Origin of the sequence: Microbacterium sp. As-52 (assembly GCF_049949185.1) — a bacterium.
GTDB classification, from domain to species: domain Bacteria; phylum Actinomycetota; class Actinomycetes; order Actinomycetales; family Microbacteriaceae; genus Microbacterium; species Microbacterium maritypicum_A.
Map to the genome: position 1 here is coordinate 1,447,826 of NZ_CP188171.1, position 12,936 is coordinate 1,460,761.

12 protein-coding genes are annotated in these 12,936 nt (G+C 63.5%); 10 read left to right on the top strand and 2 right to left on the bottom strand.

Annotated features, from left to right (window positions below):
- Nucleotides 1-47 precede the first annotated feature (47 nt).
- The 10 genes from ACLFA2_RS06960 (at nucleotide 48) to ACLFA2_RS07005 (ending at nucleotide 11,310) form a co-directional block, all read left to right on the top strand.
- Nucleotides 48-482, top strand: coding sequence for a DUF6153 family protein (locus tag ACLFA2_RS06960; protein ID WP_067121011.1), 435 nt, complete (start codon nucleotides 48-50; stop codon nucleotides 480-482).
- A gap of 85 nt (nucleotides 483-567) precedes the next feature.
- Nucleotides 568-1,164 carry a DUF305 domain-containing protein gene (locus ACLFA2_RS06965; protein WP_067120987.1) on the top strand — a complete coding sequence of 199 codons (597 nt, stop codon included), beginning with the start codon at nucleotides 568-570 and terminating at the stop codon, nucleotides 1,162-1,164.
- Between the two features lie 143 nt (nucleotides 1,165-1,307).
- Nucleotides 1,308-2,153: a F510_1955 family glycosylhydrolase gene (locus ACLFA2_RS06970; RefSeq protein WP_067120985.1), complete on the top strand. Its 846-nt coding sequence runs from the start codon at nucleotides 1,308-1,310 to the stop codon at nucleotides 2,151-2,153.
- A gap of 420 nt (nucleotides 2,154-2,573) precedes the next feature.
- On the top strand, nucleotides 2,574-2,828 hold the full coding sequence (locus ACLFA2_RS06975; protein WP_081859903.1) for a hypothetical protein: 255 nt from the start codon (nucleotides 2,574-2,576) through the stop codon (nucleotides 2,826-2,828).
- A gap of 324 nt (nucleotides 2,829-3,152) precedes the next feature.
- Nucleotides 3,153-3,962, top strand: coding sequence for an RNA polymerase sigma factor (locus tag ACLFA2_RS06980; protein WP_061016258.1), 810 nt, complete (start codon nucleotides 3,153-3,155; stop codon nucleotides 3,960-3,962).
- A 350-nt stretch (nucleotides 3,963-4,312) separates the two neighbouring features.
- Nucleotides 4,313-4,519 (top strand): ABC transporter ATP-binding protein, encoded by a 207-nt coding sequence (locus ACLFA2_RS06985; protein WP_241796831.1) that lies wholly within the window; start codon nucleotides 4,313-4,315, stop codon nucleotides 4,517-4,519.
- Nucleotides 4,520-5,092: 573 nt separating this feature from the next.
- The gene (locus ACLFA2_RS06990) at nucleotides 5,093-5,917 is read left to right on the top strand and encodes a TnsA-like heteromeric transposase endonuclease subunit (RefSeq protein WP_061016260.1); all 825 of its coding nucleotides are present in this window, start codon (nucleotides 5,093-5,095) and stop codon (nucleotides 5,915-5,917) included.
- Nucleotides 5,910-7,946, top strand: a complete 2,037-nt coding sequence (locus ACLFA2_RS06995) for a Mu transposase C-terminal domain-containing protein (protein WP_061016263.1) — start codon at nucleotides 5,910-5,912, stop codon at nucleotides 7,944-7,946. Before ACLFA2_RS06990 ends, ACLFA2_RS06995 begins: the two co-directional genes overlap by 8 nt.
- Nucleotides 7,943-8,986, top strand: a complete 1,044-nt coding sequence (locus tag ACLFA2_RS07000; protein ID WP_061016264.1) for a TniB family NTP-binding protein — start codon at nucleotides 7,943-7,945, stop codon at nucleotides 8,984-8,986. Before ACLFA2_RS06995 ends, ACLFA2_RS07000 begins: the two co-directional genes overlap by 4 nt.
- Entirely contained in the window at nucleotides 8,983-11,310 is a 2,328-nt protein-coding gene (locus ACLFA2_RS07005) for a zinc-ribbon domain-containing protein (RefSeq protein WP_192576810.1), read from the top strand. Before ACLFA2_RS07000 ends, ACLFA2_RS07005 begins: the two co-directional genes overlap by 4 nt.
- A gap of 194 nt (nucleotides 11,311-11,504) precedes the next feature.
- Here ACLFA2_RS07005 and ACLFA2_RS07010 read toward each other — a convergent pair whose 3' ends face one another.
- Nucleotides 11,505-11,912, bottom strand: coding sequence for an arsenate reductase ArsC (locus ACLFA2_RS07010; RefSeq protein ID WP_017201945.1), 408 nt, complete (start codon nucleotides 11,910-11,912; stop codon nucleotides 11,505-11,507).
- 28 nt (nucleotides 11,913-11,940) lie between these two features.
- Nucleotides 11,941-12,936, bottom strand: coding sequence for a metalloregulator ArsR/SmtB family transcription factor (locus tag ACLFA2_RS07015; RefSeq protein WP_124894638.1), 996 nt, complete (start codon nucleotides 12,934-12,936; stop codon nucleotides 11,941-11,943).

Here is a 12,936-nt window from a genome sequence, read left to right on the forward strand (position 1 = left end):
GGGCGGCGGCGACGTACCCTGGAAGAAAGGGAGGTGGGACAGTGTTGATGACGATCGCACGGCGCGTGCAAGACCAGCGCACCCTCACCCGCACCCTCCTGACCGTCGTCGCCGTCGCCTTTTCCGTGATCTTCGGGCTTCTGGCGATGCACTCGATGAACACGCACACCATGCCCTCCGGGCACAGTGAGACCATCGCCGTCGCACCCGCGCATGCCGACGCTCACCCCGCGCACGCCTCAGGCGACGCCGCAGCGGTGGTCGAGGCGGGGTGCGCCACGTGTTCTGACGATCACGGCATGGCGTGGATGGCCTGCGTTCTCGCGCTCCTCATTGTCGTCGTGCTGCTCGCCCGGCCGTCCGCCTGGTGGCGAGCCGTCGCGCACTCCCTGGGAACGCCCGTGTCCCGCCTACACCTCCGGGATGCGCTGCATCCGCTGCGGCCTCCGTCTCTCACCGTTCTCTGCATCAGTCGCACGTGACGGCAGGCGCGCCCGCCTTCTGCGGGTAACGCCCTTGCCCAGCCTCTCTCGCTGGGCACCCTCATCGACTTTTGGAGAACCCATCATGAAGACCCGTTTTGCGGCGACCGCCGCACTCACCCTCGCCGCAGTGCTTGGACTCGCCGGCTGCGCCGGTAACACCTCGGGCGGCGGCGACATGCCCGGTATGAACCACGAAAGCAGCAGCTCCGCCCCGGCCTCCGCGGACGCCAATGACGCCGACATCATGTTCGCCAGCATGATGAAGGAGCACCACGCCCAGGCCATCGACATGTCCGACATGCTTCTCAGCAAGGAGGGCGTCGACGAACGTGTCGTCGCCCTTGCGGAAGAGATCAAGGCCGCGCAGGAGCCCGAAATCCAGAAGATGGACCAGTGGCTCGAAGAGTGGGGCGCTGACACTTCCGACATGGAGGGAATGGATCACGGCGGCGGCATGATGTCCGAAGAGGACATGCAGGCTCTCGAGGACGCCACCGGTGCGGACGCCAGCCGCCTGTTCCTCGAGCAGATGATTCAGCACCACGAGGGTGCCGTCGAGATGGCCCAAGAAGAGGTCGACAACGGCCAGAACAGCGACGCGATCGCTCTGGCCGAGACGATCATCGAGGCGCAGACCACGGAGATCGCCACGATGAAAGACCTCCTCGACACACTCTGATCTACCTTCGGGGGTGCGGCGCTCGCCCGCACCCCCGAACTGGCCTTCTCGCAGTAACCCACGCCACCGCGCTGGTGCCATGTCGCGACTCTCATTCGCGTACCGCTCGCGCACCTGCATGCATTTCTTCACGTCGGAGTCTCATGAACCGCCACTCGCCCCTACCCGCTTTCGCGATCGCTCTCGCAGCCGTCGCCCTCACCGGCTGCGCCGTGCCGCAGGCCTCCGGCACCAACGCGGTCCCCCCCGTTATCCAACACATTCACGGTGTTGCCGCTGACCCCCGCGGTGAGGACCTCTTCATAGCCACCCACGGAGGACTCTTCACCCTCACGCCCGAGGGTGCGATCACCGGCCCCATCGGAGGCCACGACTTCGACGCGATGGGCTTCACCGTCCTCGACGACGCCCTCTTCGCATCCGGTCACCCGGGCACACAGACACCCGCAGAGCTCGGCTCCCCGAACCTAGGTGTCATTCGTAGTGACGACTTCGGCGAATCGTGGTCACCGATCGCCCTCACTGGCAGTACGGACTTCCATGTCCTCACCGCCGGACCAGACGGCACTCTCTACGGGATCGCCTCCGATGGCGTCGATCTGCTCATCAGCACTGACGACGGTCTCGAATGGACCCGCGGCGCAACACTTGCCGCGGCAGACCTCGCCGCCACCGGCGACGGTCTCTACGCCGCCGCGGAAGAAGGACTGCTCCTCAGCACCGACAACGGCGCCACCTTCACCCCCGTCGCCGACGCCCCGCTGCTCTACACACTCGACGCCAAACCCAATGGCTCGCTCGCAGGAGTCGGAACCGATGGCGCCCTCTGGTCACAGAACACCGAAGGAACATGGCAACGCCTCGACGCGCTTCAAGGTGCCGCTCAGGCCTTCACCGCGATCGATGACGAACGCTTCATCGTTGTCGACGACCGCGGCATCGTCCAGATCACAGCCGACGACACAACCATCCTCGCCCCCGCCCGGTAGAGAACGCCACCACCAGAACGGCCACCCATGGTCCCCCGCCGCAATCCCTTCCGACGCATATCCGTCTTCATCGCGTGCGCCACAGTCCTCGCCCTGCTTCTCGCCCTTGCGAGCTTCTACCTCATCGGAGCCATATTCAGATGACCCGCCACCTGCACCCAGCTCGGCACCGTCCACGAGCACACGTTCCCACGCGCACCAGCCACATGTCCCCACAGCGGCGTCACGATCGCCTCGTACGTATCGGGGCCTTCCTTCTCCTGGCCGCCGTCGCACTGATCGCAACTCATCTCCTCATCGACACAACCGTTCCAGACCAACGGTCACTCTGGGCATACACGCTCGGAAGCTACGAAACAGCGTTCATCCTCGCGATCGTCGGACTGGCGCTCGTGCTGCGTGAACCCCCGGGAGGCGCGGATGAATCTCAATGACTACTGGACCAACGCCTTTTGGTCCGTCATCCCCACGATCGCCGTCGTCGCAGCATTCTGGTTCGTCCTGCGGTCCATCATCAGAGCCGACCGCAACGAACGAAAAGCACACGCCAAGATCGAGCAACAACTCCGCGCGGAACGAAACCATCCTCGCCAACTCGCATCGGCGGACGACGAGCGAGACCCGCTACCTGAACGCCGGAAACGTCTGCCGAAAGCAGATACCGGCGAACGTTAACGGCGGGCGCACGATGACGGGCGACGCGAACTCGCCGGAAACGATCGTTTTCGGCGGGTCGTCTGCTGCACGCTCCCTCCTGCTGTGCTCACTCGCGTCTTCAGCGGGAGATTTTGGAAAGCGGAGATGGGTCCGAGGCCTCGCTTGCGGCACCACCAGTAGAACCGAATGCGAAACCACGCCGCAAACGATCGTGTACGGCGGGCGGCACCGAACCGTGAGGTTGCTCAACATTTTCTTGCGAGAGGCGAGGGGAAGTCTGCAATGTCGGACATATGAGGGATCGTGGTGACTATGAGCTGACCAGGATCGTGAGGGAACGCTATGACCGGTAACGACGAGCCCGAAGGGCATTCGTCCCCCGATCGCGTTCCTACTCTCATCGCGTGGGCAACGGATCAGGCCTGGCTGGCCGAGGCAGACCGCGATCGCGCCGAGGAACGTTTCGACCGGCTCGCTGGAGACCGCGAACTCGCGACCGCACTCCAGGCCAGCGGATACCGTGGCCGGAACTACGATCTGTTCGCGAATGAGATCGCGAAGTACGGGTGGGCTGTCATCCGCGGGTGGATCTACAAAGGGCAGATTCGTGGCGAGGTGAAGCGAAAAGGCTTCGGCGCACTGGAGCCTGAGCCCCGCCCGGGCTCGATGATCGAAGAGGCCGAGAGCCTGGCGGATGAGACGATCGTGCTCGCCCTCACCGCGTTCCGAGACAAGGTGCTCGTCCCGGGCAAGTGGGACCCCGCCAAGGGAGCTTCCCTGCGCACGTTCTTCGTGGGCCAGTGCCTTCTGCAGTTCAGCAACGTCTACAAGCGTTGGCGTCGAGAAGAGCTGCGTTCATATGCGGAGCCGCAGGCTCCGCCGCCCGCAGCGGCCTGGGCCGACGACTTCGAGGAGGGTCCGTCGACGTCGGCTGCTCCCGACGCGAGCGAGGCGGCGCACATCAAGGACGAGCTGCGTCGTGCATTCGGGAGCATCAAGGACGAGCGTGTCCGCTCAGCCTTTTATCTGAACGTGACGCATGGCTTCACGCACGCGGAGATCGGCGAGAAGCTTGGCATGACCGCGAAAGCGGTGGAGTCGGCGATCGCGCGCGCACGTCAGCAAGTACGACAGAACCGGGAGTCCGCATGAGCAGTGAATTTCGAGGCAAGATCGAGCGCTCGTCCTTCGGGACCCAGAACGCGAAGGCGGCACGCCGAACCGTTTCCGCCAACAAAGCGCAGTCGCTCGTCTCGCGATCGATGACGGGCAAGACTCAATCGAAGCAGTTGAGAGGCCGCGAGGGGAAGTGACCAGCGGCGGACATATACCGAGATGTCGGGATCACAACGGAAAAGAGCCGCCCCGCGGTAACGGGACGGCTCACAAGCCCTGAGAAGGTCAGGTCTCATCCAGAGCACTGACTGTACCGGAGTTGGCAGCCGCAGACTAGCGGCGCTCCATCTCATGGCACCCCGGCACCAATCAGTGAAGGAGTTCCCATGGGAACCGTTCGTCGCTCTGCATCCACCGGTCGTTTCGTCTCCAAGGCCGCTGCGGCCCGCTGGCCCGGAAAGACCACCACCGAACGTGTCGGTTCCGGCACGAGCAACTCGACCACGGTGCACCGCTCCGCGTCGTCGGGCCGGTTCGTCACCGAATCGACCGCCAACCGCAACCCGTGCGGCACGATCAGCCAGCGCGTCTAATCGAACCTGAGGGCCTGCACGTGCACGTGCAGGCCCTCGTTGTGTAAGTCGAGGGCCTCCAGAACCCCGTCGGTGGCGGTCAGTAGTTCACCTTGTCGATGACGAGGTTCCCGTCGAGCATCTCGTGCGGGACGGGTCCTGCACTGGGGGAGCGGGATGGTCAGTCTCACGAGGTCGGGGTCCGCAACGGTCTCCGCGGACGCCAAGGCGTGAGCGCCCGGGACGGCAACGCCGACCGGCATCTCAATGTCTGCCGCAGCGCCGGAGCCGGCAATGTTCACCGGAAGCCGGCGGCGAGTACTGTTCACCCGAAGGCTAGTGGGGGAGCTTTCCCCTCGTTCGTTCAAGTCTGGCCTTGCGTTGCCTAGACCTTGCGACGGAAGCCGGTGGAGTCCCGAGTGACATCGGGCGACCAACGATGCGGTTCTCGCTTCACGTCGGGCCACTCGAGATCAGATCGAACGATATCCGGTCCGCGCCGGTGTGTCGGAAGCCCGTCGAAGCCGACCGGGCTGATCCTGGGCGCAGGCGACGAAGATGTGCCTACCGGCACTCCGCCTCCCTCCGGGAGTGATGATGAAGCCAGCTGAGATCGCACGGATGATCGCTCGTCGACGGTTCTCGAAAGAGTCGGAGCTGCACTGGGTGCCGCGTGATCATCGTTCGGAGACTGGCTATGCGAACAACACCTCGTTCGCACCGGTCGACCGAAGTCTCGGCCGTTTGGATTGGTCTGTCATCGACCCCATGAAGGTTCGAGTATCGAAGGGCGCCAGCCACTTCTTCACAGGATCTGAGTACTTCTGGAGTCGCACCCGCAGCCACGTGTGGTGTGAGTCTCAGTTCGAGCGCGACGAGTTGATGTGGCTCGATTATGGCGGACAGGCCGAAAGGGTGTGGTCGCAGCCGTTTGGCGTGGTGTTCGGCGTCCGCTCGCCGATGGCCGGTCATTGGCATGTGCCGGATTTCCTGTTGCAGATGTCGGACGGCTCTTATGCCGTTCGGGACGTGAGGCCAGAGGAACTCATCGACGAGTATGCGCAACTGCAGTTCGATGAGACGGCGCGAGTGTCGGCAACGCTCGGCTGGCAATATCAGGTGCTTTCCGGCCACAGCCTTCATGCGACCCGCGTGGTCGAATGGTTGTCGGCGTCGCGTCATGACCGCTGCAGGCCGCCTGCTGCCGTCAAGGACCGGATCCTCGAGGCGGCAACTCTCGGCAAGACTCGCCGGGAGTTATGCGAGCTGGCATCACCAGATTGCCCACCTCTTGCTTGCGCTTGGATTGACAACCTCGCCTGGCGCAGGCTGCTCGAGCTCGATCTGTCGGCGGTCTTCAACAGCAACACGCTACTGACTACCGCCCATCGGGAGAGAACGGACGCGATCGGTGTCTGACGAGAAGAAGCTGAAGCTCGGAGACACTTTCGACATTGACGGCGAGAGCTGGGTCTGGGTCCACATCATCCCTGGCCTAGAGGTGAAGCTCCGATCTGAGAGCGCACCCGATCGACACCTGATCATGTCCGTAGACGAGTTCCTGCTCCAGGCCGGAACAGCCCAACGGGATCGCATCGTATCTCTTCGGCCGGACGGGGATGCATGGCCGACCGACGTATGCGATATGGAAGCCCATCTCCTTGAGGCGTTCACTGGCAAGCCGATGGATCCGTTGGCCTCCGCTCCTCGGGCACAATATGACCCTGCACTGACAACTCAGAACGCACGTGTTGACGCGAAGCTGCTCGAGCTAAAAGGCACTTCACTTGGGCGAGCGCGCAGCACCTTTCACCTCCTGTGGAAGACGTACCAGCAAGGCGGTGCAGCCGGACTGAATGCCCGCATGCATCGCAAGGGCGAGCAGCGACTCGCCATCAGCCGGGCAGATCCACGGCTGGTGACGATCATCGATCGATTCCTCGATCGTCAGACGGACAAGTCGACGAGCAGCAAACGCCGGTGCGCTGTCTTGGTGAGGCGAGCGCTCGAGACCACCTACCCCGGCGATCCTTTATGTGAGATCAAGGCTCGCACCCTCCAGGGCTACATCAACGAGCGGGCTGCCGGCCGTTACAGCTTCGACAAAGCGACCACCCGGCGAAACACCGACAACAGCCCCAAGCGTCAGTACTACTCCGGGGCTGCCTATCAACTTGGGGAGCGATGCGAGATCGATTCAACGAAACTCGACGTTCTCGTCTGGGATGAGAACAGCGAGTTCCGGCCGACACTCACCGTGCTTCTCGATGTCGCAAGCCGGGTACCGCTCGCTTGGGCGATTCACGCGGACAGCCCCGGCGGATTCGACCATGCGCTCCTGCTCGCCCGGGCTGTCATCGGTCGCAAAGCCGTACCTGGTTCAGGAGCAGCCACCCTCGCAGGGTCAGCCACGTTGCCGTCCGATCTGATGAAGCAGGTGAACCCCTTCCTCACCGACGATTCTCTGGCCGTCCCATGGATCTTCCCGCGATCGATCACTATCGATGGTGGAGCAGATTTTCGGTCCCGCACGTTCAGAGATGCCTGCAGTGCGTACGGAATCCACAGGGAACTTGCCCCCTCCAGAACACCGACGGTAAAACCACACGTTGAACGCAACTTCGGCACCCTCTCGACAGACTTCGCCGCATGGCTGGCCGGTTTCGTGGGGAACTCCGTCGCCCATCGGGCCGCCAAAGACGACCCCACCCTCACCCTGGATTCGCTTCGCCTCATCCTCGACAGCTGGATAACGAACATCTACCTGAACAGGCCCCACCGTGGCTTGAAGTCGACGAGCTCCCCAGGGCGCATCTTCACCCCGAATCAGATGTACACCGAACTGTTCGCTGTAGGACCCGGCGTCCCCGTGCCCTTCGGAGTTGAGGAGTACCTCGCGCTCTTGCCCACGGAACGGCGCATGATCGGTCGCGCAGGGATCGAACTCCACAATCGCCGCTATGACTCACCCCACCTGGAAGATCTCCGCAATCGCTCCCTCACGGGCGCTGAACCGGGATCCGCGAAAGCCAGGAAATTCCCAGTGAGCTTCGACCCTTACAACGCCAATGCCGTCTGGGTGCGTCACCCAGAAACCGGTGTGTGGATCGAGTGCTGGGACATCGCTCTACGGGAGAAGACAGCACCGATGGTCGCCGAGATCGACATGAAACTCCTTGCGCGATACCCCGACGCCGCAGTCGACGATCCAGACCGCCGCCGCGAGTGGATCGACCGCGTCGAAAGTCGCGAACGAGGAGACAAACGGAAACGCACCCAGCACAAGCGAGAGCAACAGCGCCTCAAGGTCGAAGCGCAACGTGAACCAGGCCCCGCGACAACGACACCGATCCCACTACGGCAATGGGCCAAACCCATCGACATCAGCACCATCGATTGGGCATCCCCCGACATACATCTCGCCCAAGCAGAGGAGCTTGATTCATGAAGATCACCCCACTCGTCCTCCACCATGACCGCAAGACCAGCCTTGCAGGGCTTCGAGAAGCATTCGACGCCGAGCCCGCATCCCCGCCGAAGATCACCTTCCGTCAGTACACAGATCTGGACAGTGAAGCACGAGAGCTATACGACCAAGCTCGCGAAGACTTTCTCCGACTGACGCTGAGGGTGAAGACACGCGAGCAAACGGTCTGCGCTCGCATTCTGGAGGACCTCATCCGGATCAACCCTCGGCTGAAGAACTCGCGGCGCGGGCTGATGATATCCGCGCCGATGTTCTCCGGCAAGACAGAGCTCGCTCTCCTGTTGGCTCGATCCGTAGAACGAAGACACGCAGCCCAACACCCCGACTACCTCAGAGACGGAGACGCACCGGTCGTCTGGGTGGAGATGACCGAACACTCGACCGGGAAAGCTCTCCTTGCCCAGATCGTGGAGTTTCTCGCCCCCACCATCGTTCTCCCCAAACAGATCGCCACCGACAGGCTGCGGAAGCTTGCCGTCGAAGCCCTCCACCGTCACGGCACGAAGCTGCTCGTGATCGACGAAGCGCACAAGCTCGGCGGGACTGAACCCTCCAGTGTCATCAAAGCCCTCCAGAACGAGTCCTGTGCGACCGTCGTCCTGGTTGGAATCAATCTCGACCAAGCATTCAAGACGGGCGACGGCCTGCAAGTCAGCGCACGCTGCGACTTCGTCACACTCGACAAGATCGACCCCGCCGTCCAAGAGGACTTCGAACAATGGATCAAATGGGTCGCCACCTTCGACAGCTTCCTACCGCTCTGCGGGCACGCCCACGGCCTTCTCACCCGCAACGCCGGCACGCTAGTCCACGCCACCGACGGGAAACTCGCCGTTCTCGCGATGATCGTGGACCGCCTCGTCGCGTCCATCTTGCGCGACGAATCGCGCACCTCGGAGACCGTAACCCGCGAGCGACTCTTCGGGGTTCTCGATACTCTCCGGCGCACCACGCTCAACACACACAACGTCACCCTGGACGACCTGGTGGACGCCGCATGATCAGCACGCAGGCGTGGGCGAAACGACCCAAGTGGCATCATCTTGAGACGCCACGCTCCTACGCGCAGCGGCAATGCCGCGCCGCAGGAGTACCGTTCGACTTCGCCGAGAGGGCACTGACCAGCCGAGCGCAACCGAACATCCACCGCGTCTGGATCGACGACGAAGCGGCCGCTCGGACGGTCGAGGCGACGGCAGGGCGCCCAGCCGGTCATTACCTCCGCATGAAGCGTCTAGCGCAACCGGACTCCACACGGGCCTACCCGCAGCGCTTCCTGTGCCGCCTATGCAGTGCCGGGGAGACGATCGAGCAAATTCCCCACGATCGGGAAAACTTCTGTCTCCGACACCCGAGGCAGATGGTGTGGGTCGGTCCCGGAACCGAACCCGATACCCAGGTGATCGTTCCCTTCGATCCCACGCTTCGGAACGCGGAACTCTCCTTCCGTCGACTCGTCGCCACTGGTCGGGTCACCACACAACTGCACGGTCAAGTGTGGGCCATGGTGCGCGACAACGAAACGCTCTCCGCCCAGAACGCAGAGACCGGGCAGAATCCGTGCTTGATGAGCGCGGTACGCGAGATCGATCGCCGCGCACATCTGTACCGCGCGACGGTGCGCGTTCTGCAGATCTTGTCCAATCGTGCACACTGCGCACGATGGCGCACTCAGTCGGCGGCAGATCTACGACTCGACATCACCGCAACGTTGGGCCTCACCAACAGCGACATCCTCGTCGAACGCGTGATTCTCTGGCTCCGCCCCCTCCGCCGCCACACCATCCCCACGAAATTCCGCCCCCTGGAAGCCGCCCTCGACACCGTCGACGTCCCCCGCATCCTCGACACCACCGCCAACTACCCGCTGTGGATCCTCCGCCACCCGAAAGCCATCTCCGAATGGGACTGGGATCGCAACCCGCCCACCCGCGACCCCTGGTCCGGAGTCGATGTCTCTCACAAAGCGTGGTGGTTGTGCGAGGAGGGGCACTCCTGGGAAGCAAGCCCCCACGTGCGAGGCTCTGCCGAGACCAACTGCGAATATTGCATCGGCATGGACTTCTGGCCGGGACACACCGATCTCGGCACCCTGCGGCCAGACATCGCCGCGGAATGGGACACTACCCCAGGAGCCAACCGGGGGGACCCCCATCACGTGAGCGCCACCTCCGCCCGGAAAATCAACTGGAGGTGTACTGCTCACGAGCACACCTGGCCCGCCCAGGTGCGCTCCCGCACCACGCAAGAAAGCAAATGCCCCTATTGCAGCGGTAGCCGGGCGATACCGGGTGAAACAGATTTAGCCACTCTTCACCCCGGCCTCGCAGCAGAGTGGGATCACGAACTCAACGACAGCTCCATCACTCCGGAGACAGTCACCCCCGGATCGGACCGTGTCGTCTGGTGGCACGGCCACTGCGACCACAGCTGGGACGCGGCTGTCGGTGACCGTTGCTCAGGACACGGGTGCCCGTACTGCTCCAATCAACGCACCCTCGCCGGTTTCAATGACCTCGCCACCACTCACCCTCATCTCGCCGAACAATGGGACCGCGTCAACTCCAAGTCCGCTTGTGAGGTCACCGCGGGCTCGGATTACCCCGCAGTATGGCGCTGCGCGCTGAGTCACACATGGGAGCTCCCCGTCTGGGGCCGCACGAAGGACAAGACGGGATGCCCCGTGTGTGCGAATCGCGTCGTCCTCGCGGGGTTCAATGACTTGGGGACTCTCGATCCTCATTTGGCTTCGGAATGGGACCGCACCCCAGGAGCGAACGACCGGACACCGTCCGAAGTGACCGTCAGTAGTTCCTATGAAGCCCAATGGCGGTGCGCAGAAAACCACACCTGGCCAGCGACCGTCGCCAACCGACACGCAGGCTCAGGCTGCCCGTCATGCTCCGGCCGGGTCGCTATCCCGGGAGCCACTGACCTCGCGACACGCAGACCCGATATTGCCGCGCAATGGGATCCCAGCAACGACTGCTCACCGAATCAGGTCACGGTCTCCTCCCACGTGAAAGTGTCGTGGATCTGCCACCGCAATCACTCGTGGCCCGCGACAGTCAAAAACCGGACGTCCGGCTGCGGCTGCCCTTACTGCACAGGAAAGCTACCCATCCCAGGGGAGACCGACCTTGCAACCCTGCGACCCGATCTCGCAGCGCAGTGGGACTCCTCTAACGCCCTCTCGCCCACCGAGGTCACCGTGGGATCGGGGAGAAAAGTCACCTGGCACTGTGCCTGCGGGTATACATGGCCATCGAGAGTTCAGACCAGAACCCGCAGGCCTCACGCCCGCTGCCCCGAATGCCGCAAATAGCGACACTCCAGGTTCCAACGCCATCGAGCTCGCACTTGGCAATGCTGACCCCCTCGAGCACGAAGGACAAAGGCTCACGTGTTCGCTGCTCGCCCAAACGCGAGCGAGTCGAGAAGCGCTGAAGGCCTGACCAAGGTCGCACTGCCGACTCGCCGTTCACGTCAGCGTCGCGGATTGTCGAGCGCGTGCGCTTCTCAGAGGAGCTCGCTCACCAGCTGTTCGATGCGACCACGGATATCGTCGCGGATGGGCCGTACGGCGTCGATGCCCTGGCCAGCGGGGTCGTCGAGCTTCCAGTCTTCGTAGCGCTTTCCGGGGAAGAACGGGCAGGCGTCGCCACAACCCATGGTGATCACGACGTCAGAGGCCTGCACCGCCTCGGTGGTGAGGACCTTGGGCTGCTCGGCGGTGATGTCGATACCAAGTTCCTGCATCGCGTCGACGGCGGTGGGGTTGATCTGATCCGCAGGCATGGACCCGGCCGAGCGCACTTCGATACGGTCGCCAGCGATCTCGCGGAGGAACCCGGCCGCCATCTGCGACCGTCCGGCATTGTGAACGCAGACGAAGAGGACGGACGGCTTGACGGTGGTGTCAGTCATGTTTGCTCCTGAATGGGCGGTAGAGGGGTTAGCGGAGAAGGTCGTCGACGAGAACATGGACGCGTGCGGCGATATCGTCACGGATCGCTTCGACGCCTTCGCGAGACGCGAGAGCGGGGTCACCCACCGCCCAGTCGTCGTACCGAACGCCGGGGATGATCGGGCAAACGTCCCCGCAGCCCATCGTGACGACCACATCTGCCGCGCGCACCGCGTCGTCGGTGAGCGGCTTGGGATACCGATCGGCGGCAATGTCACCTTCGATGTCCGTGAGCAATGATCGCACATGGGGGTGGATGACGTCCGCGGGATTCGACCCTGCGGAGCGCGCAACGACCTTGCCGCCGCTGATCTGATTCACGAGTGCTGCGGCGAGCTGGGAGCGTCCGGCGTTCGCGACGCACACAAACAGCACCTGCGGGACGGAAGAGACGCGGTCTCTGGTGAGGTCAGCGAGGCGCTGCCGGGCGAACCTCTCGGTCAAGGGGATCAATGCAGAGGTGACGCGAGCAGTGCGGGCAAGGGACGTGTACGACTCGCGGACGATGGTGAGCACCACGTCCGCGTCAACCTCCGGAATCTCGGCGGCGAGCTCATCGGCAAGATGAGTCACGCGCGCGTCGAAGTCGGGTCGAGTGCTCGCATCCGTGCGCTCAACGCTCCACGGCTCACTCACGGTCGCAGGTGCGAACGAGTCCAGGAGAGCGGTGACCGCGCCTCGGCGGTTCGGGTTGATGCGGTACCAGACCCAGGTGCCACGCCGCTCGGAGACGAGGACATCCACGTCTTTGAGGACTTTCAGGTGGTGCGACACGGTGGGCTGGGAGACGTCGGCCAGTTCGGCCAGGTCGCACACGCACGATTCTCCGCGGGGATCGGAGGCGATGGCCGACAGCATGCGCAGCCTGAGCGGGTCGGACAGCGCTTTTAGCGTCGCTGCGACCGAGGTGGCAGCGTCGATGCCGATCGCGTGGGTGGCGACGGGACTGCAGGTGTCGCCGGTGGTCGTCAGTGTGACGTTCAT